This is a genomic window from Streptomyces sp. Q6 (assembly GCF_036967205.1).
Taxonomy (GTDB): domain Bacteria; phylum Actinomycetota; class Actinomycetes; order Streptomycetales; family Streptomycetaceae; genus Streptomyces; species Streptomyces citrinus.
Genome location: NZ_CP146022.1, coordinates 7893580 through 7917675, shown reverse-complemented (window position 1 = coordinate 7917675; position 24096 = coordinate 7893580). Strand labels below are relative to the sequence as shown.

The following is a 24096-nucleotide window of genomic DNA, read 5'->3' as shown; positions in this document are numbered from 1 at the left end:
TTCGTCGTGCGGGAGCGGTGAGGTGTCGGTCACGCGGAGGCCGACCAGCGGTGTGTAGATCGATTGACCCGGTTCGCCCGGGGCAAACCCGCCCACCGCCGTCCCGGGGCATTACGTCCGTGGACGGTGACGGGGAGTCGATCTCCTGACCTCTTCGGCGTCGGGTGCGGGAGCGAGGGGGGCGCGGGGGCTGCCGGTCAGATCCGCCTGGTTCTCGCCCACGGCGAGGTGTTCCAGCAGCTCCGCCAGTTCGTTGCAGGCGCTCTGGACCGAGCGGCGGGTCGCGCGCTGTTCGGTGACGAGCGAGGACAGCAGCAGGGCGGTCAGCGCCGCGGCTCCGTTGAAGGCCTGGAGCTTGGCCATGACCTCGATGCCGGACAGACCGACGAACGCGCCGCGCTCGGTGTTCGCCGCGTAGGTGGTGAAGACGGAGGCGACCAGCGCGCAGAGCATGCTTCCGGCCAGCTGGAAGCGGAGCGCCGCCCAGATCAGCAGGGGGAAGACGAGGAAGAGCATGCTCATCCTGCTGAGCACGGCCACCGGTACGAGCACCACGGTCGCGAGTCCCAGACACACCGCTTCCTTCCAGCGCCGTCGCGGAAACCGCCCGGCGCCCAGACTCAGGACGAGCAGCAGGGGTGTGACGAGCAGGACGCCCATCGCGTCGCCGACCCACCAGGCGAGCCACACGGACCAGAAGTCCGCCGCGTCCAGGTCGCCGGTCCACACCTGCGGCGCGATCCCGGCCGTCGCGCTGATCGCCATGGCACCGAACCCGCCGAGGAAGACCAGCGCGATCCCGTCCCGCAGCCTCGAGACGTCCGGCCGGAAGCCGACCCGGTGCAGCAGCAGGCAGGCGCAGAGCGGCGCCGCGGTGTTGCCCGCCACGGTGATCAGGGTCGTGAGCTGGGGCGTGGTGAGCGACATGATGACCAGGAACGAGCCGAGGGCGATGCCCGGCCAGACGCCCACGCCGAACACGAGAAAGGCGGCGAGGGCGAGACCGGTCGGCGGCCAGACGGGCGTGACGACCGTGCCCTCGAACACGAGTTGGCCCAGCAGACCCAGGCGTCCGGCCACGTAGTAGCAGACGGCCACGGCCAGGGCCTTGAGTACGAGGTCCAAGGACCATCGGGGCCGCCGAGTAACCAACACAGGAGCCATCAGACACCGGCCGGACGCACTCGGCCATGCGGACGCCCCCGCTCGGGTCGCTGCGTGCGCGGGGATCGCCGGCTGTCCCGCCCTGTTCAGGCACACGGGGCCCGCCGCCATCCCGTGCCTCCGTCGTGGCCGACGACGAGGACCGCTGCGTCGTCCTCGTGGCCGACCGAGTCCGCCAGTTTCATGACGCCGCCGGCCAGGGTGTCGACGCCGAGCCCGGCGGCCGCGGTGATCTGGGCGAGCCGTCGGACCTGGTCCAGGCCGTCGTCGAGGCTGAGCGAGGGGCCTTCCACGACGCCGTCGGTCGGCAGTACGAAGACGCCGCCGACGGTGAGCCGGTGTCGGGCGACGGGGTACGTGGCGCCGTGCAGCACGCCGAGCGGGGGCCCGCCTTCCTCCTCGTCGACGCCGGAGCGGCCGTCGGCCGTGGCCCAGATGTGCGGGATGTGGCCGGCCCGCGCGCACTCCAGGGTGCCGGCGGCCGGGTCGAGCCGCAGGAAGGTGCAGGTGGCGAAGAGGTCGGCGTCCAGGGAGACGAGGAGGTCGTTGGTGCGGGCGAGCAGCTCCCCCGGGTCGCCGGTGACGGAGGCCAGCGCGCGCAGCGCCACGCGTACCTGGCCCATGAACGCGGCGGCCTGGATGTTGTGCCCCTGTACGTCGCCGATGGACAGGGCGATCCGGCCGTCGGCCATGGTGAAGGCGTCGTACCAGTCGCCGCCGACGTTCAGCCCGTGGTTGGCGGGCATGTAGCCCACGGCGAGGCGGACGCCGGGGGCGGTGGGCAGGTCCCTGGGCAGCATGCCGCGCTGGAGGGCCACCGCGAGCTCGACCCGGGACCGCTGGAGTTCCGCGAGCTCCCGGGCACGGGCGGTCAGGGCGCCGAGCTTGGCCAGGAGCTCCGCGCCGTCCTCCGCGGACTCGCTGCGGAACATCGGCCTCCTCCGTTCCACCCGCGTGTCTCCCCACCCTGCCCGTAACCGGGGGCGGCCGCACCTTCTCGGCGTGCTCGCGCGCCGACGCCGTGGGGCCGGTCGGCCGCGGCGGCCTCCGTCGTCGGCGGCCCATCGGGCTCGTCCGCCCCGGCGGCCGGGCGGCCCAGCACGATTCCGGCGAGGACCAGGGCCATGCCCGCGCCCTGCCGCAGGGTCAGGGACTCGCCGCCGAGCGTGGTGCCGAGCAGCACGCCCGTCACGGGGTTGAGGAGGCCGATGAGGCCGACCGTGGCCGCGGGCAGCCGGCGCAGGCCGGTGAACCAGGCGACGAAGGCCAGGGCGGTGGCGATCACGGCGGTGTAGCCGAGGGCGGCGACCCCCTCGGGGGTGAGCTGTGGGGGCGCGCCTTCCAGCACGGCGGCGGCGACGACCAGGAGCAGCCCGCCGAAGGTGAGCTGCCAGGCGGTGGTGGGCAGCACGCCGGGTCCCGTGCCCCAGCGCTTGGACAGGGCGTAGCCGATCGAGGAGACGGTCAGCGCGCCGGCCGAGGCGAGCAGTCCGGAGATGCCGGGCGCCGTGACCTGGCCGGAGAGCATCAGGACCACGCCCGCGAGCCCCACCACGGCCCCGGCGGCGGCCCGGACGCGCGGCCGTTCGGCCAGCAGTGCCCAGGCGCTGAGCATCAGCGTCGGCGCGGAGAGCGCCATCAGCGTGGCGGCGGTGCCGGTGGTGAGCAGGTGGGAGGCGAGATAGACGAGCAGGAAGAAGGCGCTGGTGTTGAGCAGGCCGAGCACGGCCGACTTCCACCACCAGTCGCCCCGCGGTCGCTCGCGGCACAGGGCGAGCAGGAGCAGTCCGGCGGGCAGCGCCCGCAGGGCGGCACCCCACCAGGGGGCGCCCGCCGGCAGGAACTCGTGGGTCACGAAGTAGTTGGCACCCCAGGCCACCGGGGCCAGCGCGGCGACGACACCCCACCGGTAAGTAGTTTCCATGGAAGACAACATATCTTCCATGGAAGATATGAAGGTAGGCTGCGCGCATGGACATGGACCACGTCGCCCGCATCCAGGCCGCATGGCGACGCGAGCGCCCCGATCTCGATGTCTCGCCGCAGGGCGTGATCGGCCGCCTGCACCGGATCGCGGCCCTGCTCACCCAGGAGTTGTGCACCGTCTACAGCCGCTACGACCTCAGCGAGGGCGAGTTCGACGTGCTGGCCGCCCTGCGGCGCGCGGGCGAGCCCTTCGAACGCGCCCCCGGCGAGCTGGCCGCCCACACCATGGTCACCACCGGGGCCATCACCAAGCGCATCGACCGCCTCGAACGGGCGGGCCTGGTCACCCGGCGCCGCGCCTCCGGTGACGGCCGCGGCCGGGTCGTCGCCCTCACCACGGCCGGGCGGGATCTCTTCGACCGGGCGTTCACCGACCACATCCGCAACGAACACCGGCTCCTCGCGGCCCTGACCCCCGCCGAGGCCGCCGCGCTGGAGCCGCTGCTGACCTCATGGCTCGGCCGTCTGGAAGCCCCGGCCGACACGGCCGATCCGGGCGCCGTACGCTGACCCGCGGCCCCGGCGGCCGTCCTCACCTCACGCCGGGTTGTCCACCCCGGTCACCGCGGGCGGCCCCAGGGGAGCCTCGTCGGCGTCGAACCCCACGTCGCGCAGCGCCGCCGCGACGCCTCGTACGGCTTCGGCCTCCGCCTCCCCGCTCGTCTCCGCGGTCACTTCCACACGGGCGCTGAAGGTCCGGCCGTCGTCGTTGACGGTGAGCACGTCGAGGTCCTCCTCCCGTCCGAGTTCCGTGTGGTGGGGGTCGGCCGGGCGCAGGCGGCGTGCGAGGCCGGACTTCGTGTCGTCGTCCGGGGCGCGCAGGAACGTACCGGGGACGGTGATGACGTAGGTGGTCACGGGAACAGGTGTCCTCTCGCGGGTGCGGGTCAGCGGTGCCGGGCGACGCTCTTGCGTACGCTCTTGCGCCCGGCCGCGGCGGCGCCCCGGGCGCGGTAGGCCGCCGACGGCTTGCCATGGGTGTCGGCGGCCGCGATGAGCAGCCCGCCGAGCAGGGAGACGTTCTTCAGGAAGTGGGTGCGCTGCTGTGCGCGGCGCTCGGGGTCCTTCTCCTTCCACCAGGCGTGCCCGGCCAGCGTCGTCGGGGCGAGCGACCCGGCGAGCGCGAGGGCGGCCACGCGCGGCAGGCGGCCCGTCGCGAGCAGCACACCGGCGCCCACCTGGACCGCCGAGTTGATCCTGACGAGTTGCTCGGGGTTCTCGGTCAGCCGCGGGATCCTGTGCGCCACGGGGACCGCCACCGGCTCGGCGGCCGGCGCCACCCGGGCGGGGGCGCGCAGGGTGGACAGCCCGCCGACGACGAAGACGGACGACAGCATCGGTCGTGCGCATTTCCTCAGTACAGCCATACCGACCCGACTTCCCCGGCTTTCCTCCCTCAGTCCCCCGCCTTCGCGACTCTAGGTAGACTGACCTACCTATTAATACCTACTGACGTCGTACGGGAGCCTCGTGATGGCCGAAACGGAGACGACCCCGGCGCCGCGGCCCGGTCGGCGGCGGGGTGACGCGCGGGAGCGGTTGCTCGCCGCCGCCGCGCGGCGCTTCTACGCGGACGGAGTGTCGGCCACGGGCATCGACACGATCACCGCCGAGGCGGGCGTGGCCAAGATGAGCCTCTACAACAACTTCTCCTCGAAGGCCGACCTGGTCAGGGCGTACCTCGACGCACGGCACGAGGAGTGGCTCGGGCTCTACCGCGCGCGGCTCGCGGCGACCTCGGGCGACGGCCGCGAGGGCGTCCTGGCCGTGTTCGACGCGTACGCGGACCACGCCTCCTCCGCGTACGAACACGGGTTCCGCGGGTGCGGTCTGCTCAACGCCGCGGCCGAACTGCCCGCCGGGGACGAGGGACGTGACGCCGTGCGACGGCACAAGGAGGAGGTGGAGGAGCTTCTCGCGGGGCATGTGGCGCGGCTTCTGCCGGGGCGGGACGAGGAGGCGCGGTCCGTGGCGGAGCACCTGGCGTTCCTGCTGGAGGGGGCGATGGCGCGCGCCGGGCTCGAAGGCGCGGGCACGCGGATCGCGCACGCCCGGACGATGGCGGCGAACCTGGTGGACCGTCTGTGACCCGGGCCGTCGGAGCGGGCACCGGTTCCGTGGGCGTGGGCTCCTTGTGCGTGTTGCTGGCGTCCGTGCTGTGGGGCACGACGGGAACCGCGGCGACCCTCGCCCCCGGGGTCGGGCCGCTGGCGATCGGGGCCGTCGCGATGGGGTTCGGCGGGCTGCTCCAGGCGCTCGTCGCCGCGCCGCGGATCGTGCGGGAAGCGCCCCGACTGCGGGCGCGGGGCGGTGTGGTGCTGCTCGGGGCGCTCGCGGTGGGCGCCTACCCGCTCGCGTTCTACAGCTCCATGCACCTCGCCGGGGTCGCCGCGGGAACGGTCGTCTCGATCGGCTCGGCGCCGCTCGCCTCGGCCGTCGTCGAACGTGTCGTGGACAAGCGGCGCCTGACCCGGCGCTGGACGGGCGGCGCCGCTCTCGGCCTGGCGGGGACGGTGCTGCTGTGCGCGGCCGAGGCGGCCCAGGCGCACACGGGCTCCGGTGCCCGATCCGTCGGGGCGACCGTGCTCGGCGTCGGGCTCGGCCTGGTCGCCGGGTTCACGTACGCCCTCTACTCGTGGGCGGCCCACCGGCTGATCAGCGGCGGCATCAGCTCCGGCGCGGCCATGGGCGGCGTCTTCGGGATCGGCGGGCTGCTGCTGATGCCGGTCCTGCTGCGCACCGGCGCGCCGCTGCTCGATTCGTGGACCACCGCGGGGGTCGGCGTCTACATGGCCCTGGTGCCCATGTTCCTCGGCTACGTCCTGTTCGGCTGGGGGCTCGCGCACGTACCGGCGAGCACCGCGACGACGCTGACGCTGCTGGAGCCCGCCGTCGCCGCCGTCCTGGCCGTCCTCGTGGTCGGCGAGCGGCTGCCCGCGGCGGGGTGGGCCGGGATCGTGCTGGTCGTCGGGTGCCTCGCCGTGCTGACGGTGCCGGGCCGCGCGGCCGGGCGTTCCCGGTCGCGCGGCCGCGACGAGGCTCCCGTGAGCCCGCGTCTCACCGACGTCAGCGGTCGGTGAAGGTCAGCGGTACGTCCAGGCGGGAGGCGAGTTCGTCGGGCGTGATGCCGAACGTCCGGGCGACGGTGACGCCTTGGGGCGTGATGTCGAAGACCGCCAGGTCGGTGTAGACGCGGTCGACGCAGCCCAGGCCGGTGAGCGGGTAGGTGCACTCGGGCACCAGCTTGGGGGTGCCGTCCTTGGTGAAGAGGGTCATCATCACGAAGACCTTCTTCGCCCCGATCGCCAGGTCCATGGCCCCGCCGACGGCGGGGATCGCGTCGGGTGCGCCCGTGTGCCAGTTGGCCAGGTCACCGGCCGAGGAGACCTGGAAGGCGCCCAGGACGCAGATGTCGAGGTGGCCGCCGCGCATCATGGCGAAGGAGTCCGCGTGGTGGAAGTACGCGGCTCCGGGCAGCTCGGTGACGGGGACCTTGCCCGCGTTCGTGAGGTCGGGGTCGATCTCGTCGCCCTGCGCGGCCGGGCCCATGTTGAGCATGCCGTTCTCCGTGTGGAGCACGACTCCGGAGTCGGCGGACAGATGGTCGGCGACGAGCGTCGGCTGACCGATGCCCAGGTTCACGAACGCGCCCTGCGGGATGTCCGCCGCGATGAGGGCGGCGATGTCGTGCTTGCCGAGCGGGGCCCGGTCGCTGGTCGGCTGGATCGTCGGGGTCATGCGCGGGCCGCCTCCTGCACCACTCGGTCGACAAAGATGCTCGGGGTCACGACGGCCTCCGGATCGAGCGTTCCGGTCTCGACGATCTCGCGCACCTGCGCGATCACGGTGGTCGCCGCGGTGGCCATGACCGGCCCGAAGTTGCGGGCGGTCCTGCGGTAGACGAGGTTGCCCATCCGGTCGGCGCGGTGGGCGCCGATCAGCGCGACATCGCCCTTGATCGGGTATTCGAGGACGTACGTGCGGCCGTCGATCTCGCGGGTCTCCTTGCCCTCGGCGAGCAGCGTGCCGACGCCCGTGGGGCAGTAGAACGCGCCGATGCCGGCCCCGGCCGCCCGCATGCGCTCCGCGAGGTTGCCCTGCGGGACGACCTCCAGCTCGATGCGGCCGGAACGGTAGAGCTCGTCGAACACCCAGGAGTCCGCCTGACGCGGGAAGGAGCAGATCACCTTGCGGACCCGGCCCTTGGACAGGAGCGCGGCGAGTCCGGTGTCCCCGTTGCCCGCGTTGTTGGACACCACGGTGAGGTCCGTGGCGCCCTGCCGGATGAGCGCGTCGATCAGCTCGACGGGCATGCCGGCCATGCCGAAGCCGCCGACCAGGACGGTCGCGCCGTCCTCGACACCGGCCACCGCCTCGTCCGCGGTGTCGCACAGTCGCGTGGTCATCGGGTCCCTCCGCTCACGTTCTCCAGGACCACGGCGAGCGCCTGGCCCACTCCGATGCAGATGGCGGCGACGCCCCAGCGCTCGCCGGACTCGCGCAGCCGGTGCGCGAGGGTGCCGAGCAGTCGTCCGCCGGACGCGCCCAGGGGGTGGCCGAGCGCGATCGCGCCGCCCTTCGCGTTGACGATCTCCGGGTCGACGTCCCACGCGTCCACGCACGCCAGCGACTGCACGGCGAACGCCTCGTTCAGCTCGACGGCGGCGACGTCGGACCAGGTGATCCCGGCGGCCTTGAGCGCCCGGTTCGCGGCCTCGACGGGCGCGTAGCCGAACAGTTGCGGGTCGAGCGCCGACACGCCGCGCCCGGCGATCCGGGCCACGGGGTCGGTGCCGATCCGCGCGGCGGCCTCGCCCGAACCGAGCAGGACGGCCGAGGCGCCGTCGCTGAGCGGGGAGGCGTTGCCCGCGGTGATGACGCCGTCGGAGCGGAAGACGGGCTTGAGCGCGGCGAGCTTCTCGGGGGTCGAGCCGGGGCGGATGCCCTCGTCCCGGTCGAGCGTGCCGCCCTTCGCGTCGACGGCGACGGGGACGACGAGGTCGTCGTAGAAGCCCGCGTTCCAGGCATCGTCGGCGAGCTGGTGGGAGCGGGCGGCGAACGCGTCCTGGCGCTCACGCGGTACGGAGAAGCGGTCCGCGAGCTGCTCGTTGGCCTCGCCCAGGGAGACGGTCCACTCCTTGGGCATGCGCGCGTTGACCAGTCGCCAGCCGAGCGTGGTGGACACGGCGGTCACATCGCCCGCCGGGAACGGCTTCGCGGACTTCGGCAGGACCCAGGGCGCCCGGGTCATGGACTCGACGCCACCGGTGAGCACGATGTCCGCGTCGCCGGTCTCGATGGCGCGGGAGGCGATGATCGCCGCGTCCAGGGAGGAGCCGCACAGCCGGTTGACGGTCGTGGCGGGCACCGAGGTCGGCAGCCCGGCCAGGAGTACGGCCATCCTGCCGACGTTCCGGTTGTCCTCACCGGCGCCGTTGGCGTTCCCCCACACGACGTCGCCGATCAGCGCCGGGTCGAGCGCGGGCGTCTTGGCCAGGGTGCCGGTGACGGCCAGCGCCGCGAGATCGTCGGGGCGGACGTTCGCGAGCGCGCCCGAGAACCGGCCGAAGGGGGTCCTTGCTGCTGCGTACAGGTAACTGTCGGTCACTCCCCCACCGTAGGAGCGTCCGTTCATCGCGTCCAAGACCTAGTCGGCATGGATTGATAAGGCTTCTTTATAGGTGCTTGTAGGCTGGGTCCATGGAACTGCGTCAGCTCCGGTACTTCCTCGCGCTGGCCGACGAGTGTCACTTCGGGCGTGCGGCGGCCCGCCTGCACGTGGCGCAGCCGGCGCTGTCCCAGCAGATCAAGCAGTTGGAGCGCGATCTGGGCGTCCCGCTGTTCCACCGGTCCACGCGGCGCGTCGAGCCGACCGAGGCGGGCCGCGAGCTCACCGGGTACGCGCGGGCGCTCGTCGCGGAGGAGGAGCGCGCCAGGACCCATATGCGGGAGCTGGCGACGGGCCACGCGGGGCGGGTGCGCGTGGGGTTCATCGGGACGGCCACGTACGACGTGCTGCCGAGGGTCGCGAGGACCGTACGGGCCCGCCTGCCCGCGATCACCATGGAGCTGCGCGGCGAGCTGCTCACCCCGGAGCTGGTCGCGGGGCTGCACTCGGGCGCGTACGACCTCGCGGTGGTGCGGGGCGCCGTGGCCGATCCGGAGATCCGCCTCACGCCGCTGCGGTCCGAGCCGCTGGTGGCGGTGCTGCCCTCGCACCATCCGCTGGCCGGGCGGGAGAGCGTCGCGCTGGAGGCCCTGGCCGGGGAGCCGTTCGTCATCCATCCCTCGCGGTCCCGGTCGTCGATGTACGACCGGGTGCTCGCGGCGTGCGCGCGGGCGGGGTTCAGGCCCGAGTCGCTGGTGGAGGTCGGCGAGACGGCCACGCTGGTCGTGTTCGTGGCGGCCGGGCACGGGGTGGCCCTCGTGCCGCAGTCGGTGCAGAGCCTCAGCCTCGACGGCGTGACGTACGTGCCGCTCGCCGCGCCCGAGTCGGTCGATCTGGTGCTGGCCCGCAGGGCGCAGCGCAACTCCCCCGCCGCGGAACAGGTCGCGGCGGTGATCGAGGAGTGCGTGAGCACCTCATGAGCACCTGATCGCGAGCCGGGGTACGCTGCCGGGCGTCGAGGGGGTTGATCATGTACAGAACTACGGGGGGACGGGCCCGGGGCGTCTTGGGCGCCGTCGTCATGGCCGCCGTGCTCACGGCGGCGGGATGCGGCTCCGGCTCGGACACACCGGACGCGACGCCGGGATCGGGCACCGGAACCTCCTCGCCGAAGGGCTCCGCGTCCTCGCTCGGCTGGGAGTTCGAGCACATCGCCGACTTCCACGGGGAGATCTCGGACCTCGCCGTCCTGGCCGAGGACGATGTGTGGGCGGTCGCCTCGGAGAACAGCGTCCAGGGCGCCGACCCGTATCTGCTGCACTTCGACGGCGCGCGGTGGAAGCGCGAGGAGCTTCCCGACGCGCTCGGCACCACCGACTACCCGCCCGTCTTCGAGGAGATCGGCGACGCGGCCCTGTGGCTGCGGCCGAGGACGACGGGGACGACCGGGGGCGCGAACGCGTGGGCGCAGTGGGACGGCACCCGGTGGACGGCGGTGCCCGATCCCCCGCCGGCCTCGGCCGGCGACCTGGAGGCCACCGCCCCGGACGACATCTGGGCCCTCACCGCCGAGCAGACCGCCCGGCACTGGGACGGCGCCCGCTGGACCTCGTACCAACTCCCGTACACAGCTGCCGACTTGGCCGTGGCCGGGCCGGACGACGTGTGGGCGGTGGGCAGCCGCTCCACCGGCCCCGGTACGGAGACGGGGAACGGCGAGCGGTACGCCCAGCCCGCCTCGATGCACTGGGACGGCACGTCCTGGAAGCCCGTGGACACGCCGCTCGCCCGCTTCGAGGAGCCGATCCCGCCGGAGCCCAGCGCGGGCCTCGGTCAGGTCGTCGTCCTGGACAGCGGAGAGGTGCGCGCGTACGGCATCAACTCCTTCAACCACGGCGAGGTCGAGCCCGAGCCCACCGACGAGTACATCCGGCTGCGCCGGGACGGCGACACCTGGGTCGACCAGGAGCCCGCGCCCGACCGGTGCGCGGCGCGGACCCCGGTCGGGCAGGACGACAACGGCCTCTTCCTGGAAGGCAATTGGTATCTGACCGACGAGGGGCGGTGCGTGAAGATCACACGTCACCGCCTGCCGGTGTCGACCGGGGCCGGCAAGAGCTCGAACCAGTCCCTGTGGCTCTCGGAGATCCACCGGATCCCGGGGACGGACGAGTGGCTGGGCGGCGGACACGTCCAGGTCAACCAGTCCGGCGACCCGTTCAGCGCTCCGGTCGTCGTCCGGCTCAAGCGCGGGGGCTGACCTCCGCCGGTCCAGCGCCGGGGCTGACCTCCGCCGGTCCAGCGCGGGGGCTGACCTCCGCCCGTCCGACGACGCGCTGCCCGACCGCTTTTCGGCGGACGTCACCCCGCCGGATCCGCCACGGCTGTTCGGGACCCACTGCTGTCACGCGGTCCGACCTCGACGACCGACCCGTCCGACTCCGGGAGGGGTGCGCAAGCGGCCAGTGCCGCGGCGACGAACCGGGCGACGAGCGGGCGGCGGTCCCGCGCGGACCAGGCCAGGACGAGCCGGCTGAGCGGCGCGTCGACGACCGGCTTGTACACGAGCCCGGGGTGGGCGGGCTGGACGAGGGAGCGCGGCAGGACCGCGATCGTACGGCCGATCATGACCAGTTGGTTCAGCTGCGTCACGTCCGCGACCTCCGGGCCGCCGCCGCTGTCGGGGACGCCGGCCCAGTGCGGCTGGACCTCGTGCTCCAGATCGCCGAGGCGCACGTCGTCGCGGGCGGCCAGCCGGTGGCCGGGCGGCAGGACCGCGACCCGCCCCTCGACGTGCAGGGTCTCGTGGTCGAGGTCCGTGAGGTCGTCGAACGGCGCGTAGAGCAGGCCCACGTCGGCGCGGCCGTCGCGTACGTGGTCGGCGCGGTCGGTGGCCCCGCCGAACAGGATGTCCACGCTGCGCGCGTCGGGCTGTTGCGCGTACGCGGCGAGGATTCCGGACAGCAGGTCGGCGTCACCGCCCGGCTTGATCACCAGACGCAGCCCGGCCCGGGGTCGGCGGCCCGGCGGGCGCTCTCGGCGGCCGCCCGTACCGCGCCGAGCGCGTACCGGCCGTGCTGGAGCAGCGCCTCGCCGGGCGGGGTCAGCGCGACATGCCGGCTCGACCGCTCCAGCAGCCGCACGCCGAGGCGCGACTCGATCCGGCGGATCGCCTTGGACAGGGCGGGCTGGGCGATGGCCAGGCGGGCGGCGGCACGGCCGAAGTGCAGCTCCTCGGCGACCGTGACGAAGTACTCGATCTCGCGCGTCTCCAGATCAGCCATTCCTCCAGGTTATCGCCCGAGAACGAGGTGGTCTTGGACAGGACGTCCGGGTCGCGGGTTCGATTGACCCCATGATTCAGCACACGATGATCGTCTCGTTCCCCGACAGCACCCCCGACTCCGACGTGGACCAATTCCTCAAGGACATCGAACAGGTCATGCGTGACTCCGGCACGATCACGACGTTCGCGGCCGCCCGGCACCTTCGCGTGCCCGAGGACGACCACAGCCCGGTCTTCACGGCCACGGCGATCGTGCAGATCGGCCTCGCCGACCGTGACACCCTCCTCGCCTCGTTCGCGGCTCCCGGGGTCGAGGAACTCATCCGGCGCTGGCAGGCCCGCCACCCGTACCAGGTCGTCTGGGCCAACCACGAGCCCCTGAGCTGAGGGACCACCGTCGAACAGCGCGGGCCGGATCGGCGGGTGACGGCGCGTCAGGGAGCGATGCCCGCCCCGCCGATCCGGCTCCACGCCCGCTCGTGCGGCGCGGTCATCGCGGGCCGGGACACGGAGGCGCGGGCCCGAGGCGTCCTCGTTCGCCCTCGCCCGCACCGGCGGCCTACCCTGGCGGGGCGATCTTGATCCCGGTATCCCGTTGTGCTTCGGAGGCTCACCGTGTCCACTCCCGTCCCTCCCCCGGTCCGCGCGTCCGTGACGGCCGCGGGCGTGGGCGAGCTGGCCCTGGACCGGCCGTCGGCGCTCAACGCCCTGGACCTGACGATGGTCCGCCTCATGAAGCAGGCGCTGGAGGGCTGGCGGGACGACCCGGCCGTGCGGTCGGTCGTCGTGCGCAGTGAGTCGCCGAAGGCGTTCTGCGCGGGCGGCGACATCCGCGCGGTGCGCGCGGCGGCGCTGGCCGGGGACGACGCGGCGGTGCGCGAGTACTTCGCCACGGAGTACGCGCTCAACGCCCTGATCGCCGCGTACCCGAAGCCGTACACCGCCGTCATCGACGGCTACGCGATGGGCGGCGGGCTCGGCATCTCCGTGCACGGCTCCGCGCGGGTGGTCACCGACCGGGCGGCGTTCTCCATGCCGGAGACGTCGATCGGGTTCTTCCCCGACATCGGCGCGAGCTACTTCCTGCCCCGGCTGCCCGGCGCCGTCGGCCGGTACCTGGGGCTGACGGGGGCGCGGATCTCCGGGGCGGCCGCGGTCGAGTGCGGGCTCGCCACGCACTATGTCGCCGCCACCGAACTCCCTTCACTGGTCGAGGAGTTGCTCGGCGGCGCGGAGCCGCGGTCGCGGCCCGCGGGGCACTCGGAGCTCACCGGACTGTACGAGGCGATCGACCGGTGCTTCGGGCCCGGAGGCCTCGACGAGGTCGCGGCACGGCTGCGCGCGGAGGACAGCGCCTGGGCCCGGGAGACGCTGCGCACCCTGGGCGGGGCCTCCCCCATGAGCCTGGACGTCACGGACGAACTCCTGCGCACGGGAGCCGAGTTGCCGCTGGCCGAGTGCCTGGCGCACGAGCTGGAGCTGGCCTGCGAGGTGAGCCGCTCGCACGACTTCGCCGAAGGGGTGCGAGCGGCCCTCGTGGACCGGGACAGGTCACCTCGCTGGGAGCGCCGCGGCGACGGCGGCCGCCATCCCTTCGTGTCCGACGGCGTTGGGGTGGAAGGGAGTTGAGGGGTTCACGCCCTCGACCCAGCGTCCCGTGGGCCGGCAGGCGTCGTGACCGACGCTCGGCCCGTACACGTCCACGTACCGCGCCCCGCCCTTGCGCGCCTGCGCGGCGATCATCGCGTTGAGCCGCTTCTGCGTGTCGCGCAGGTACGGTACGTCGCCGAACGCGACCGGCACGGTGGAGAAGCAGCCGATTCCGCTGTCCGGCAGGATCGCCGGGTAGCCGAGGACGAGGATCCGCGCGTGCGGCGCCTTCCTGTGGATCCCGCGGACGACGGACGCCACCTTGGCGGCGGTGGCGTCGACGCGGGCCGCGAGCTGGTCGGTGCCACCGGCCGTGTAGAGCTTGTGGCAGGGGTCGCCGAACGGGTCGGAGGCGCTGACCGACGCGCATCTGCCGATGATCTCGCCGAAGCCGATGTCGTTGCCCCCGATCTGCACCGTCACCACGGAGGTGTCGGCGGTGACGGCGTTCAGCTGGGGTGGGTTCACGCCGCCCGTCACCGTCTGCGGCTGCGTCATGTCCACGGTCCTCGCGCCGCCGCAGGTGACGTCGGTGAACCGGTCGAAGCCGATGCCCTTGGCGGTCAGCGAGGGGTAGTTGTGGTTCGACCGGCCACAGCCCGCGGGCGTTCCCAGCTGGTCGGGGATGCCGATGCCCGCGGCGTACGAGTCGCCGAGGGCCACGTACTTGTGCGTGTTCAGGTGGTGCTTGTGCGGCTTCGTACGGCTGTCGTGGTGTCCGCCCGGCGCGGCGGCAGCCGTCCCTGAACCGGCCGTCAGGGCGAGCGGCACGACCAGGGCGGCGGACAGCGCCAGGGCGGCGCCGCGGGCCCGTCGTGCGGATCTTGCTCCTGCTGGTGCGTGGGGCTCTGGCACGGGGAACGTCCCTTCCCGACATGGAACTTCACGGTCCACACCGGTGTGGACCGGTACTGGTTTGTACCGGTGCCGACTCGCCGGTAACAAGAGGCGTGCACCAAGTGGTTCAAGAGGCATCCACCTCGTGGTTCAGGAGGGCCGCGCCGCGCGGATCAGATGGTCGCGTACGAGGGTGACGTGCGGGTTGGCCGACGATCCGGGGCGCTGGACGAGGAAGGCGGTGTTGATGGGGGCGTCGTCCGGCTCGTTCAGGAGGACCAGGTCACCCGAGGCCAGTTCGTCCTCGCAGAGATAGCGGGGCAGGACGCTGAAGCCGCAGCCGCCGGCGACGGCCCGCTTCACGGCTCGCAGGTCGGGCACGGTGACGGCGGGGGTGCAGGTCAGCCGCTTGCCGAAGACATGGCGCCAGTAGCGGCGGACGATCGGCAGGTCCTCGGCGTACGCGACGAGCGGGACGCCGTGCAGCGCGGCGGGACCCTCCGTGGCGACGCGCGCGCCGATCCGGTCGGCCCAGCTCGGCGCCGCGAGGAGGACGAACTCCTCGTCGTCGAGCGGGACCGAGGCGAGATGGCGCCCACGCGGCCGGGCGGTCGCGATCACCAGGTCGTGGCGTCCGGCGCGCAGCGCGTCGAGCAGGGGGTCGGTGAGGCCGCAGGTGATGCGCAGGCGCACGCCCTGGTCGAGCAGCGGAGCCAGCGTCGGCAGAACGCAGTGCCCGAGGTACTCGGCGGGTCCCGCCAGGTGCACGGGGTCCGCCTCGCCCTCGCCGAGCAGCCCGCCGGGGCCGCTGACGGCCCCGAGGGCGTCCAGCGGCTCCACGATCCGGGCGGCCAGTTCGTCGGCGAACGGGGTCGGGGCGACACCGCGCGGCAGCCGCTCGAACAGCTCGCGGCCGAGCGCTCCCTCCAGGGCCCGGATCTGCGTGGTGACCGTGGGCTGCGACACACCGAGCAGGCGCGCACCCGCGGTGAAGGCGCCCGAGCGGTACACGGCGAGGAACGTGCGCAGCTGGTTCAGGTCGGGGAGGCCGCCGGCCGCACCCCCGTGAGGTGCGGCTATTCCCGGCATCCCATCGGCTTCCCTATCTCTCACATGGACGAGCCTATTGGATTCCTATGGGTGCGGCGTCCTACGGTCGGGGTATCGCCGTACCCCGGCCGCCCCCTCGAAGAGAGCACTCACATGTCGAAGATCCTTTTCGTTCTCACCGGCGCCGACCAGTGGACGCTGGCCGACGGCACGAAGCACCCCACCGGCTTCTGGGCGGAGGAGGCCGTGGCCCCGTACGAGGCCTTCAAGGCCGCCGGGCACGAGGTCGTCGTCGCCACCCCCGGCGGTGTCGTACCGCCCCTCGACCGGGGCAGCCTCGCGCCGCAGTTCAACGGCGGCCAGGAGGGCGCGGACAAGGTGGCCGCAGCTCTCGACGCCTTCACCGAGCTCCAGTCGCCCCTGAAGCTGGCGGACGTCGACCTCGACGACTACGCGGCCGTCTTCTACCCCGGCGGCCACGGGCCCATGGAGGACCTCGCCGTCGACGCCACGTCCGGCCGTCTGCTGACCCTCGCGCTGGAGTCCGGCAAGCCGCTCGGCGTGGTCTGCCACGGCCCGGCCGCGCTGCTCGCCGCCACCGGGGCCGACGGCACCAACTCCTTCAAGGGCTACGACGTGGCCGCGTTCACCAACGAGGAGGAGGTCCAGGGCGGCCTGGCCGACAAGGCGAAGTGGCTGCTCCAGGACCGTCTCACCGAGGCCGGCGTCCACGTGAAGCCGGCCGAGCCGTGGGCGCCGCACGTGGTCGTCGACCGCAACCTGGTCACCGGCCAGAACCCCGCGTCCTCCGCGCCGCTCGCCGCCGAACTGCTGAAGAAGCTGGCCTGACCGCACCACTCGGCACCGGTCACCACGTGTGACACCGCGGGCGGCGGGTACCTGACCGCCGCCCGGGGTTCCGAACCGATGGACCCCGGCGAACACGCCACGACACGAAGGAGGTCCACGATGACGCACACCGCCCAGACCGGTGACGTCACCGGTACGCCGGACGGGGACCTCCCGCACGACTGACCCCCGGCGGGAGTCGTCGAAGCTGTCGCAGCCGTCGAAGGGAGACACCGAGCATGCCGCTCCAGAGCACCCCGAAGTACACCGTCCCCGGCCTCACCGTGGAGCAGGCCAGGGAACTGATCGACACCCTCCAGATGCGTCTCCACACGCTCAACGACCTGCATCTGACGCTGAAGCACATCCACTGGAACGTGGTCGGACCGCACTTCATCGCCGTGCACGAGATGATCGACCCGCAGGTCGACAAGGTCCGCGCGATGGCGGACGACGTGGCGGAGCGGGCCGCGGCGCTCGGCGGGGTCAGCGTGGGCACGCCCGGCGCGCTGGTGGCCGCACGGACGTGGCAGGACTACAGCGTGGGACGCGCCGACGCCATCGCCCACCTCGGAGCGCTCGACGTCGTGTACACCGGCGTGATCGAGGACTACCGCAAGGCGGTCGAGCTGACCGGGCCGATCGACCCGGCGACGGAGGACCTGCTCATCGGGCAGTTGCGCGACCTGGAGCAGTTCCAGTGGTTCGTCCGCGCGCATCTGGAGACCGCGGGCGGCGCGCTGAGCACGGGCGGCGCCGACTCGGAGGCCGAGGCGGCCCACCGGGCCGTCCAGTAGCGGCCCTGTGCCCCGCGATTCGGATACCCGTTCGCGGGAACGCGGTGACTCATGAAGCCGTCAGACACAGCAGCTTCCGAATCAGCGAACTCCGGCGCGGCGGACCTGTTCACGGCGGACCCGGTCGAGGCGGTACGGGACAGCGGCGGCCTCCGGACCCGTGGCGGGCGCGGCCGGTTCGGGGCGCCCGCCGCCGTGGCCCTCGCGGGAACCGCCCTGGTGGCCCTGTCCGCCTGCGGCGGCACTCCGTCGCAGAGCGCCCCGTCGGCCTCACCGGTCGCCCACGCCGCGCGACAGCAGGGGACGAGCCGCTGCACGGCCGCGCACCTCAGGCCCGCCGTCGCCGCGAGCGAGGGCGCGGCGGGCAGCGTCTCCTACGACCTGACGCTCACCAACACCGGGGACAGCGCCTGCGCCCTGAAGGGCTATCCGGGGTGTCCCTGATCCGGCGCGACGGGAGCACGGTCGGCGCGCCCGCCACCCGTGAGGGTGCCGCGGGAGCGCCGGTCGCGCTCCGGCCCGGCCGGGCCGCGCACGCCACCCTGCACACCCTCAACGAGGGGGTCAGCGACGCCGGTTGCCGCGGCGAGCACGATCTGCTCAAGATCTACCCGCCCGGCTCCTACGACCCGGTGACGCTCCGCGACAGCCGGGTACGGGTGTGCGGCGGCACGTTCACCGTCACGGCGGTGGCGCCGTCACGCGCGTAGCGTCCTACCAGCGGTCGCGGTGCACGACCTCGGCGACGGTGCGGCGGCGCACCGGGCCGAACCGGCCGAGCGGCCATCCCACGGGAATCGCCGCGAACGTCCTCATGTCGGCGGGTATGCCGAGCGCCGCCTTCCACTCCTCCTCGAGCATCAGGTGCCAGATGGTGATGTTCGCCGCGAGCCCGAGGCCACGGGCGGCGAGCAGCAGGTTCTGCACCCCCGGGTAGACACAGGACCCCTCCGCGAGCGCCATGAAGCGTTCCTGGGTCCCCGCCATGGTGGCCGTCGCCTCGGGGCCGAGCGCGGCGGCCGACGCGGCCAGCCCCTCCGCCTCGATCCGCGGCGGCGGGAACTGGTAGCAGGGGATGACCAGTGCCGGGGTGTCCGCGAAGTGGTCGCGCTGGTACTCGATGGCCGCGACCATCCGCCCGTACGCCGCCTCGTCCATGCCCTCGGGCGCGTACTTGCCGGTGGTGGCCAGGTACGCGTCGACGCAGCGGCGCCACAGCGGGGCGAGTTCGGCCATCACCGCGCGGTCGGTGACGACCACGTACTCGTAGCGCTGCATGTTGCCGCCGCTGGGGCCCCAGACCGCCGACTGCACGAGCTGGTCGAGGAGTTCGTCGGGTACGGGGTCGGGGCGCAGGCGGCGCATGGCCCGCATCGTGGACATGGTGGCGAAGAGCGCGGGCTCGTCGCTCCGGTCGTCGGCGGCACGGGTGTCCGTGGTCGTCTCGGTCATGATCGGGAGTGTAGAGGCGGCTCTGCGGGCCGAATCACCGCCCCCTGGACCGCGGATGACGGTCTGTCAGACACCGACCGGTTCCGGGGCGAGACCGAGGAGTCCGTCGGCGTGGTGGGCGCCGGACTCCGCCGCGATCTCGTCGAGCGTCTGCGCGTCGCGGACCGGTACGCAGCGCACCGCGGCGTCGTCGAGCGCGTAGCCGTGAACTCCCGGGCGGGGCAGGCTGTTGTACGCCCACGGGGTGGAGAAGTAGTAGGCGCCCGTGTCGTAGAGGACGACGAAGTCGCCCTCCTCCAGCGGCGGCAGCTCGCGCGCCTCGGCGACGACGTCGCCCGCGAAGCAGCACGGTCCCGCGACGTCCTGCACTTCGGGCGCACCGGACTTGGGGTGGCCATGGGCGTCGAAGGCGCCGACGCGCAGCGGCCAGGAACCGGGCATCAGGACGGTGCGGGTCGCGGTCTGCGCGCCGGCGTGGGTCACGGCGATACGGCGGCCGCCGGACGTCTTGGCGTACTCGACGCGGGCGGCGATGAACCCGTTCTTGGCGAGCAGCGACCGCCCGAACTCGGTGACCAGGCCGTAGCGCCCCTCGAACAGGCCGGGCACGGCGGTGCGCAGCGCGTCGACGTAGTCGTCGTACGTGGGACGCACGGTGTCGTCGGCGAAGTTGACGGGGAGTCCGCCGCCGATGTCGAGGCTCGTGATCTGCCGCCTGCCGAGCCGGGCGTTGATCTCCTCGGCGAGACGGTAGGTCTCGGCGATGCCCTCGGCGATCAGCTCCAACGGGCAGCCCTGCGAGCCGACATGGGCGTGCAGGCGGGTCAGCCAGGGGCGCTCGGCGAACGCCTGGTGCACGCGCTCGCGGCCGCCCTCGTCGCGCAGCGCGACACCGAACTTGGAGGTCTTCGTCGCGGTGCTCATCGCGCCGATGGAGCCCCCGCCGACCTGCGGATTGACGCGCAGCCCGATCACGGACGCGCAGTCGGCGGGCCGCAGGGCGTCGATCCGGTCCAGCTCGTCGAAGTTGTCGGCGTTGAGGGCGATGCCGCGCGCGAGCGCCTCGGTGATCTCCTCGCGGGTCTTGGCGGGCGAGTCGAGGACGATCCGCGAGGGCGCGCATCCGGCGTCGAGGGCGAGTCGCATCTCTCCCGGGCTCGCCACCTCGCAGCCCATGCCGAGGTCGGCGAGCAGGCGCAGCACCGGGACGAGCGAGGAGGCTTTCACGGCGAAGGTGTGCAGCACGTCGGGGACCGGCTCGAACGCCGTGTGCAGGGCGTGGACCGTGTCCCTGATCCCTTCGGTGTCGAGGAAGCCGGCGACGGGCTGGGCCGTGCCGAGCAGCTCGTGGTCGAGGGCGTGGCGCAGCACGCGGCCGACGCGGTCGGCGGCGGTGCGGGGGGCGGTGGGGGCGTCGTCGCAGGAGGTCACCTGCCGAGCCTGCGCGCCGGGCCGTCGCCCCGTCTTCGTGGCCCGGGACAAAATCGCGGCGCCTCTTGGTGCCGTACGCACAAGACCGGGGGAAAACGGGTCAGATCGCGGCCTGTGCGAGGCGGACGGCGAGCGTGACGACGAGCCGGGTGTCCGGGTCGTCGAGGTCCACGCCGAAGCGCTCGCGAACCCGCCGCAGCCGGTAGCGCAGGGTGTTGGGGTGCAGGACGAGGAGCTGTGCGGCGCGGGGGACGTCGCCGCCCGCGTCCAGGTAGGCGGTGAGCGAGCGGACGAGCTCTCCCCCGGCGGCGAGGTCGGCGCGGACCATGTCCTGGACGGGTCCCCCGTGCCGTTCCCACAGCGGTCCGATCGCGTCGAGCACGGTGAGCACGGTGACGGTCTCGGCCACGTCGTCCGGTCCCGCGTGCCGCGGCGGCGGGGCGGTGCCGGCGGGCATGCGGGCGGCGCGTGCCTCGCGTTCACGCAGCGCGCGCACGACGAGCCGGGCCCGCTCGCAGGAGTCGGCCGCGTCCAGCGGCGAGGCCACCTGGTGCCCGGCGCCGATGCGGACGGCGGGCGCGTCGGGCAGCGTGTCGGCCAGGGAGTCGAGTTCACGGGCGAGGGCCCGCGCCTCCCGGTCGCCGTCGGCGGCGACGGGCAGCAGCAGGGTGACGCGGTCGCTCTCGCGCAGCACGCGCACGGTGGAACGGTGGGCCGTCGCCTGGAGCGCGAGCGTCTGGAGGCTGCGTTCGCCGGGCCCCGCGGGGCGCCGACCCGCTCCGCGATCAGCACGACGCAGGGCACCTCGGGTGCGAGTCCCAGGGACCAGACGTGGGCGCCGAGATCGCCCTCGCCGCGCAGCAGGGCGCGCAGCGCGTGCTCCTCGCGGCGTCGGCTGCCGCTCATGCGCAGCCGGTCGCGCAGCAGGTGCGGGACCGCGGCGTCGGCGGCCCTGCGCAGCGCCTCGGCCGCGTCCGGGGAGAAGCTGCGCCCGTCGGCCGCCGCCCAGATCGAGCCGAGGATCTCGCCCCCGCTGCGGATGGCGACGATCAGCCGCTCCGGATCGTCGCCGTCGGCCGCCCGGTGGATGACGTCGCGGGAGGTCCACAGGGCGCGCAGCAGTCCGCTGCGCCGCAGTTGGGCGACGCGCCGGTCGGGCACCTTGCCGCTGAGGATCGTCGAGCGGCGCACCGGGTCGGCGTCCGGGCTGGTGTCGGAGTGGGCGAGGACCCGGAACCGGGTGTCCTCCACCGTGATCGAGGCCTGGCAGTGCCGGGCGGTCTCCTCGGCGAGTACGGCGAGGTCGCCGCCGGCGATGTCCCCGGCGGGCCGCTCCCCGGTGCCGACGAGGGCGAACGCGGTCGCCGAGCGGAGCAGTTCGAGCGTGTCGGACCAGTCCGCCCACTCCGCCCTGGCCAGCACGGCGATCCCGGTCTCCTGTGCCGCGGCGACGACGTCGGCGGGCGGCGGCTCGTGCTCCGCGCAGCGCACCACGACCGCGGCGGCGCCGCGCCGGGCGGCCTCGCGCACCGCGCGCGCCGCCGCGCCGGGGTCGGCGGGCAGGCCCGTCACGAGCACGATCCGCCCGTCGTGCGGCCGCCGCGCGTCCTCGTCGCCGATGACCAGGCCGCGGACGGCGACGTCCTGTCCGGCCGGGGCGAGCACCAGACGCAGGATGCCCTCGTCGTCGTACGCGAGGAGCGTGCGGAGGGTGACGTCGTGCGCGGCGGCGGGGTTCACGCGGTCCCGGCCGTGCGCGTGGTGCCTGCGATCATCGCCCCAGCATACGAACCGCTTCCGGGCCGCGCCCCGGTCAGCCCGCGGTGCGCCCCGCCGCCGCGTCGATGCGCAGCGCTCGGACGAACGCGTCCTCCGTCTCCGCGCTGAAGAACCCCGAGATCCCGCGCAGGAGTTGCAGCGCCGTGCGCACGCCCGAGGGCAGCGGACGGGGCATGTCGGTGGCCGGGACGGCGAATTTGTCGGGCGCCGAACGGGCCGCTTCGAGATGGGCCTGGGCCCGCCGCAGATCCCCGCTGCACGCGTGGCGGACGGCACAGGTGACGTCGTACGAGGCGCTGCGCGAGACGTCGAGCAGCGACTGGATCCCGGCGGCGTGCCCGTCGTCGGGATGCGCGGGCGTCAGTGCCCGCTCGTGGACCGCGGCGCTGAGGTGGCCGCCGGCCCGGTCCAGGATCTTCACTATGGCGGACAGCCGCCCCGCTTCCAGAGTTGCCTCGTGTGCCATGCCGATTCCTTTCATCACCCCGTCCGGTGAGCCCGTGTCTCCAGCGTTATCACCGGGTCGCGCCCGGAGCGAACCCCCGAACGGGGGCGCACAGCACGCGCAGAGGGAGAGCCGACGGCGCGGGGAGCGGAGGTTGATGCACGGGGCGGCGCACGCGGTCGGCGCGTCGGGGCGCGCGAAGCGCCCCGACGGATGGTCCGTCGGGGCGCTCCGGGCCCTTGTCCGGTCGCCGGCGCGCGGCCTCGGCCGGTCAGACGCGTCCGCCGGTGAGGCGGGTGATCGGACCGTGCGTGCCGCGTTCGGCACGGCGTCCGGCCGCGTACGACGCCGCGGTCAGCGCGGCCACGGAGGCCGTCGCGCCCGCGGCGACGATCTTGCGGTTCTTCAGTACGGTCCACGCCGTGGTGGCCGCGGAGGCGACCTGTCCGGCCGTCGCGACCACGCCCTCACGGGCGCTGGTGAGCGCGGCGCCGGTCGTCGTCGCCGCGCGCCCCACGGCGTCGCCCGCGCCGGTCGCGGCGCGCGCTCCTCGGCGCCCGCGGACTCCGCCTTGGCCGCCGCGTTCCGGCCGGCCCTGGTCGCGCGGCCGGTCTCTTCGTTGACGTCCTTGACGTCCTTGACGTCCTTGTCCTGTGAGTTCGCCATAGGGCCCGGTTAGCCGCATCCGGCCGCCACAAACACATCCGCGGGACGCCATTCGGGCGCGAGGTCAGCGGCGGCCCTTGGCGCGCTCCACTCCCACGACGCCGAGCGCGGCCAGGCCGATCTGGATGGCCAGCTCGATCCAGTCGATGCCGTTGGTGTCCGCGACGTCGAACGCGGCGGCGACGGCGGTTCCGACGAAGGCGGCCGCGATGCCGACCAGGATCGTCCAGATGATGCCGATGCGCTGTCGGCCGGGGATGACGAGTCGTCCGAGGACGCCGATGATCACGCCGATGACGATCGCGCTGATGATTCCGGAGATGTCCATGCCTGTTCGTCCCTCCAGGCCTCTCGGCCTATTCCGGGACGGCCTCTCCAGGACCCTTCCGGGAGACGGCCGTCGCAGCACAGGTTCCCCGGCCGCGACCGCCCACTCTCCGGGAGAACCCTGAGACGGCCCTGATATCCGTACGCGGACGGGGAGTCGGCGGCTTCGGCCACCTCACAGGGACGGCGGCGCGAGTGGCGGCGGTGGGACGGCCGGGACCGCCGGCTGCTGTGCGGTGTCGTGGACGACGCGGGAGAGCGTGAACCGGTACTCGAAGGTCTGGGTCATCCCCTCGGCTATCACGAGATACCCCTCCCCCTCCTCGTACACCGTGCGCCGCACCAGGTTGAGCGGTTTCCTCGGCTCGAAGGCAAGCACGTGCCGGTGCAACGCGTCCCGCGCCTCGCGCCGCGTTCCGCTCACGTGCCCGGCGGCCCTGGTGCCCCAGTGCGGTCCGCCGACCCCGCCGTGCAGACACGACATCATCAGCCCCCACGTGGCCCTGCTCTCGTCCTGCGTCACCGCTCCCCCGTACGTCGCTCGCGTGTTCCGTGATCCACGCCACGGTATCTCCCGCGTGCGCCCGGGTAGGCGGCCGCATGCTCACCTGGACACCGCTTGCCAGGGAGAACGTCATGTCCGCACACCACCTGGGAGGTAGCGATGTCCTCGAAGCGACGCCGTAAGAAGAGGGCCCGTCGTAAGAACGGCGCGAACCACGGCAGCCGTCCGCAGTCCTGAGGGCGGTACGACGGCGGCGGGGCGGCA

At 73.5% G+C, this 24096-nt stretch carries 28 protein-coding genes and 2 pseudogenes; 12 read left to right on the top strand and 18 right to left on the bottom strand.

Annotation, left to right across the window (positions count from 1 at the left end):
* Positions 1-111: 111 nt before the first annotated feature.
* The 3 genes from V2W30_RS36340 to V2W30_RS36330 all read right to left on the bottom strand — a co-directional run bounded on the left by V2W30_RS36340 (position 112) and on the right by V2W30_RS36330 (position 3088).
* Complete coding sequence (locus V2W30_RS36340; protein ID WP_338702854.1) at positions 112-1164, bottom strand: MASE1 domain-containing protein; 1053 nt, start codon at positions 1162-1164, stop codon at positions 112-114.
* Between the two features lie 86 nt (positions 1165-1250).
* Positions 1251-2096: a PP2C family protein-serine/threonine phosphatase gene (locus V2W30_RS36335; protein WP_338702853.1), complete on the bottom strand. Its 846-nt coding sequence runs from the start codon at positions 2094-2096 to the stop codon at positions 1251-1253.
* Entirely contained in the window at positions 2036-3088 is a 1053-nt protein-coding gene (locus V2W30_RS36330; protein ID WP_338702852.1) for a DMT family transporter, read from the bottom strand. Before V2W30_RS36330 ends, V2W30_RS36335 begins: the two co-directional genes overlap by 61 nt.
* Positions 3089-3141: 53 nt before the next feature.
* Here V2W30_RS36330 and V2W30_RS36325 point away from each other — a divergent pair, with 53 nt between their 5' ends.
* Positions 3142-3660: a MarR family winged helix-turn-helix transcriptional regulator gene (locus V2W30_RS36325; RefSeq protein WP_338703896.1), complete on the top strand. Its 519-nt coding sequence runs from the start codon at positions 3142-3144 to the stop codon at positions 3658-3660.
* A 27-nt stretch (positions 3661-3687) separates the two neighbouring features.
* On the opposite strand, the gene V2W30_RS36320 is transcribed toward V2W30_RS36325, so the two are convergent.
* Both V2W30_RS36320 and V2W30_RS36315 read right to left on the bottom strand, forming a co-directional pair.
* Positions 3688-4008: a hypothetical protein gene (locus V2W30_RS36320; RefSeq protein WP_338702851.1), complete on the bottom strand. Its 321-nt coding sequence runs from the start codon at positions 4006-4008 to the stop codon at positions 3688-3690.
* 29 nt (positions 4009-4037) lie between these two features.
* On the bottom strand, positions 4038-4517 hold the full coding sequence (locus tag V2W30_RS36315; protein ID WP_338702850.1) for a DoxX family protein: 480 nt from the start codon (positions 4515-4517) through the stop codon (positions 4038-4040).
* Positions 4518-4623: 106 nt separating this feature from the next.
* Here V2W30_RS36315 and V2W30_RS36310 point away from each other — a divergent pair, with 106 nt between their 5' ends.
* Both V2W30_RS36310 and V2W30_RS36305 read left to right on the top strand, forming a co-directional pair.
* Positions 4624-5238 carry a TetR/AcrR family transcriptional regulator gene (locus V2W30_RS36310; protein ID WP_338702849.1) on the top strand — a complete coding sequence of 205 codons (615 nt, stop codon included), beginning with the start codon at positions 4624-4626 and terminating at the stop codon, positions 5236-5238.
* The gene (locus V2W30_RS36305; RefSeq protein ID WP_338702848.1) at positions 5235-6230 is read left to right on the top strand and encodes a DMT family transporter; all 996 of its coding nucleotides are present in this window, start codon (positions 5235-5237) and stop codon (positions 6228-6230) included. The genes V2W30_RS36310 and V2W30_RS36305 overlap by 4 nt, the downstream gene beginning before the upstream one ends.
* Here V2W30_RS36305 and V2W30_RS36300 read toward each other — a convergent pair.
* Genes V2W30_RS36300 through V2W30_RS36290 form a run of 3 tightly spaced genes read right to left on the bottom strand, consistent with a single transcriptional unit; the run spans position 6217 to position 8758 of the window.
* Positions 6217-6888, bottom strand: a complete 672-nt coding sequence (locus V2W30_RS36300) for a 3-oxoacid CoA-transferase subunit B (RefSeq protein ID WP_338702847.1) — start codon at positions 6886-6888, stop codon at positions 6217-6219. The two genes, V2W30_RS36305 and V2W30_RS36300, sit on opposite strands and share 14 nt — an antisense overlap.
* Positions 6885-7556, bottom strand: coding sequence for a 3-oxoacid CoA-transferase subunit A (locus V2W30_RS36295; protein ID WP_338702846.1), 672 nt, complete (start codon positions 7554-7556; stop codon positions 6885-6887). The genes V2W30_RS36300 and V2W30_RS36295 overlap by 4 nt, the downstream gene beginning before the upstream one ends.
* Entirely contained in the window at positions 7553-8758 is a 1206-nt protein-coding gene (locus V2W30_RS36290) for a thiolase family protein (protein WP_338702845.1), read from the bottom strand. Before V2W30_RS36290 ends, V2W30_RS36295 begins: the two co-directional genes overlap by 4 nt.
* Before the next feature lie 92 nt (positions 8759-8850).
* Here V2W30_RS36290 and V2W30_RS36285 point away from each other — a divergent pair, with 92 nt between their 5' ends.
* Positions 8851-9738 (top strand): LysR family transcriptional regulator, encoded by an 888-nt coding sequence (locus tag V2W30_RS36285; protein WP_338702844.1) that lies wholly within the window; start codon positions 8851-8853, stop codon positions 9736-9738.
* 50 nt (positions 9739-9788) lie between these two features.
* Positions 9789-11018 carry a hypothetical protein gene (locus V2W30_RS36280; RefSeq protein WP_338702843.1) on the top strand — a complete coding sequence of 410 codons (1230 nt, stop codon included), beginning with the start codon at positions 9789-9791 and terminating at the stop codon, positions 11016-11018.
* 101 nt (positions 11019-11119) lie between these two features.
* Here V2W30_RS36280 and V2W30_RS36275 read toward each other — a convergent pair.
* Positions 11120-12042, bottom strand: a pseudogene (locus V2W30_RS36275) (LysR family transcriptional regulator).
* Positions 12043-12113: 71 nt separating this feature from the next.
* On the opposite strand from V2W30_RS36275, the gene V2W30_RS36270 reads away from it, so the two are divergent.
* Complete coding sequence (locus tag V2W30_RS36270) at positions 12114-12431, top strand: hypothetical protein (protein ID WP_338702842.1); 318 nt, start codon at positions 12114-12116, stop codon at positions 12429-12431.
* A 228-nt stretch (positions 12432-12659) separates the two neighbouring features.
* Positions 12660-13673: an enoyl-CoA hydratase/isomerase family protein gene (locus tag V2W30_RS36265; protein WP_338702841.1), complete on the top strand. Its 1014-nt coding sequence runs from the start codon at positions 12660-12662 to the stop codon at positions 13671-13673.
* Here V2W30_RS36265 and V2W30_RS36260 read toward each other — a convergent pair.
* Positions 13596-14549: an SGNH/GDSL hydrolase family protein gene (locus tag V2W30_RS36260; protein WP_338702840.1), complete on the bottom strand. Its 954-nt coding sequence runs from the start codon at positions 14547-14549 to the stop codon at positions 13596-13598. The genes V2W30_RS36265 and V2W30_RS36260 overlap by 78 nt on opposite strands.
* A gap of 132 nt (positions 14550-14681) precedes the next feature.
* Positions 14682-15620, bottom strand: a complete 939-nt coding sequence (locus tag V2W30_RS36255) for a LysR family transcriptional regulator (protein ID WP_338702839.1) — start codon at positions 15618-15620, stop codon at positions 14682-14684.
* Between the two features lie 114 nt (positions 15621-15734).
* Between V2W30_RS36255 and V2W30_RS36250 the strand changes: the two genes are divergently transcribed.
* The 3 genes and pseudogenes from V2W30_RS36250 to V2W30_RS41760 all read left to right on the top strand — a co-directional run bounded on the left by V2W30_RS36250 (position 15735) and on the right by V2W30_RS41760 (position 17937).
* On the top strand, positions 15735-16430 hold the full coding sequence (locus V2W30_RS36250; RefSeq protein ID WP_338702838.1) for a type 1 glutamine amidotransferase domain-containing protein: 696 nt from the start codon (positions 15735-15737) through the stop codon (positions 16428-16430).
* 239 nt (positions 16431-16669) lie between these two features.
* The gene (locus V2W30_RS36245) at positions 16670-17227 is read left to right on the top strand and encodes a DNA starvation/stationary phase protection protein (RefSeq protein ID WP_338702837.1); all 558 of its coding nucleotides are present in this window, start codon (positions 16670-16672) and stop codon (positions 17225-17227) included.
* A gap of 51 nt (positions 17228-17278) precedes the next feature.
* Positions 17279-17937, top strand: a pseudogene (locus V2W30_RS41760) (DUF4232 domain-containing protein).
* 4 nt (positions 17938-17941) lie between these two features.
* Here V2W30_RS41760 and V2W30_RS36230 read toward each other — a convergent pair.
* From V2W30_RS36230 to V2W30_RS36220, 3 genes are all read right to left on the bottom strand, one after another.
* A complete protein-coding gene (locus tag V2W30_RS36230; RefSeq protein WP_338702834.1) occupies positions 17942-18679 on the bottom strand; it encodes a nitroreductase family protein in 738 nt (245 codons plus the stop codon).
* A 66-nt stretch (positions 18680-18745) separates the two neighbouring features.
* Positions 18746-20110, bottom strand: coding sequence for a diaminopimelate decarboxylase (locus tag V2W30_RS36225; protein WP_425244640.1), 1365 nt, complete (start codon positions 20108-20110; stop codon positions 18746-18748).
* Positions 20111-20210: 100 nt separating this feature from the next.
* A complete protein-coding gene (locus V2W30_RS36220) occupies positions 20211-20810 on the bottom strand; it encodes a helix-turn-helix domain-containing protein (protein ID WP_338702833.1) in 600 nt (199 codons plus the stop codon).
* A 131-nt stretch (positions 20811-20941) separates the two neighbouring features.
* Between V2W30_RS36220 and V2W30_RS36215 the strand changes: the two genes are divergently transcribed.
* The gene (locus V2W30_RS36215) at positions 20942-21997 is read left to right on the top strand and encodes a hypothetical protein (RefSeq protein ID WP_338702832.1); all 1056 of its coding nucleotides are present in this window, start codon (positions 20942-20944) and stop codon (positions 21995-21997) included.
* On the opposite strand, the gene V2W30_RS36210 is transcribed toward V2W30_RS36215, so the two are convergent.
* From V2W30_RS36210 to V2W30_RS36195, 4 genes are all read right to left on the bottom strand, one after another.
* Positions 21924-22355, bottom strand: a complete 432-nt coding sequence (locus tag V2W30_RS36210) for a hypothetical protein (protein WP_338702831.1) — start codon at positions 22353-22355, stop codon at positions 21924-21926. The genes V2W30_RS36215 and V2W30_RS36210 overlap by 74 nt on opposite strands.
* A gap of 250 nt (positions 22356-22605) precedes the next feature.
* Positions 22606-22851: a hypothetical protein gene (locus tag V2W30_RS36205; protein WP_338702830.1), complete on the bottom strand. Its 246-nt coding sequence runs from the start codon at positions 22849-22851 to the stop codon at positions 22606-22608.
* Positions 22852-23064: 213 nt separating this feature from the next.
* Positions 23065-23328 carry a GlsB/YeaQ/YmgE family stress response membrane protein gene (locus V2W30_RS36200; protein WP_338702829.1) on the bottom strand — a complete coding sequence of 88 codons (264 nt, stop codon included), beginning with the start codon at positions 23326-23328 and terminating at the stop codon, positions 23065-23067.
* Positions 23329-23502: 174 nt separating this feature from the next.
* Positions 23503-23850 carry a hypothetical protein gene (locus V2W30_RS36195; protein ID WP_338702828.1) on the bottom strand — a complete coding sequence of 116 codons (348 nt, stop codon included), beginning with the start codon at positions 23848-23850 and terminating at the stop codon, positions 23503-23505.
* Positions 23851-23991: 141 nt separating this feature from the next.
* Between V2W30_RS36195 and V2W30_RS41755 the strand changes: the two genes are divergently transcribed.
* Positions 23992-24069 carry a 50S ribosomal protein bL37 gene (locus V2W30_RS41755; protein ID WP_374104540.1) on the top strand — a complete coding sequence of 26 codons (78 nt, stop codon included), beginning with the start codon at positions 23992-23994 and terminating at the stop codon, positions 24067-24069.
* Positions 24070-24096 lie beyond the last annotated feature (27 nt).

Bases quoted from the DNA above. Each gene is read 5' to 3' on its own strand.
- V2W30_RS36330 (WP_338702852.1), bottom strand. From the start codon at position 3,088: ATGGAAACTACTTACCGGTGGGGTGTCGTCGCCGCGCTGGCCCCGGTG.
- V2W30_RS36315 (WP_338702850.1), bottom strand. From the start codon at position 4,517: ATGGCTGTACTGAGGAAATGCGCACGACCGATGCTGTCGTCCGTCTTC.
- V2W30_RS36325 (WP_338703896.1), top strand. From the start codon at position 3,142: ATGGACCACGTCGCCCGCATCCAGGCCGCATGGCGACGCGAGCGCCCC.
- V2W30_RS36230 (WP_338702834.1), bottom strand. From the start codon at position 18,679: ATGACCGAGACGACCACGGACACCCGTGCCGCCGACGACCGGAGCGAC.
- V2W30_RS36335 (WP_338702853.1), bottom strand. From the start codon at position 2,096: ATGTTCCGCAGCGAGTCCGCGGAGGACGGCGCGGAGCTCCTGGCCAAG.
- V2W30_RS36210 (WP_338702831.1), bottom strand. From the start codon at position 22,355: ATGGCACACGAGGCAACTCTGGAAGCGGGGCGGCTGTCCGCCATAGTG.
- V2W30_RS36200 (WP_338702829.1), bottom strand. From the start codon at position 23,328: ATGGACATCTCCGGAATCATCAGCGCGATCGTCATCGGCGTGATCATC.
- V2W30_RS36285 (WP_338702844.1), top strand. From the start codon at position 8,851: ATGGAACTGCGTCAGCTCCGGTACTTCCTCGCGCTGGCCGACGAGTGT.
- V2W30_RS41755 (WP_374104540.1), top strand. From the start codon at position 23,992: ATGTCCTCGAAGCGACGCCGTAAGAAGAGGGCCCGTCGTAAGAACGGC.
- V2W30_RS36270 (WP_338702842.1), top strand. From the start codon at position 12,114: ATGATTCAGCACACGATGATCGTCTCGTTCCCCGACAGCACCCCCGAC.
- V2W30_RS36255 (WP_338702839.1), bottom strand. From the start codon at position 15,620: ATGCCGGGAATAGCCGCACCTCACGGGGGTGCGGCCGGCGGCCTCCCC.
- V2W30_RS36250 (WP_338702838.1), top strand. From the start codon at position 15,735: ATGTCGAAGATCCTTTTCGTTCTCACCGGCGCCGACCAGTGGACGCTG.
- V2W30_RS36280 (WP_338702843.1), top strand. From the start codon at position 9,789: ATGTACAGAACTACGGGGGGACGGGCCCGGGGCGTCTTGGGCGCCGTC.
- V2W30_RS36300 (WP_338702847.1), bottom strand. From the start codon at position 6,888: ATGACCCCGACGATCCAGCCGACCAGCGACCGGGCCCCGCTCGGCAAG.
- V2W30_RS36295 (WP_338702846.1), bottom strand. From the start codon at position 7,556: ATGACCACGCGACTGTGCGACACCGCGGACGAGGCGGTGGCCGGTGTC.
- V2W30_RS36310 (WP_338702849.1), top strand. From the start codon at position 4,624: ATGGCCGAAACGGAGACGACCCCGGCGCCGCGGCCCGGTCGGCGGCGG.
- V2W30_RS36340 (WP_338702854.1), bottom strand. From the start codon at position 1,164: ATGGCTCCTGTGTTGGTTACTCGGCGGCCCCGATGGTCCTTGGACCTC.
- V2W30_RS36245 (WP_338702837.1), top strand. From the start codon at position 16,670: ATGCCGCTCCAGAGCACCCCGAAGTACACCGTCCCCGGCCTCACCGTG.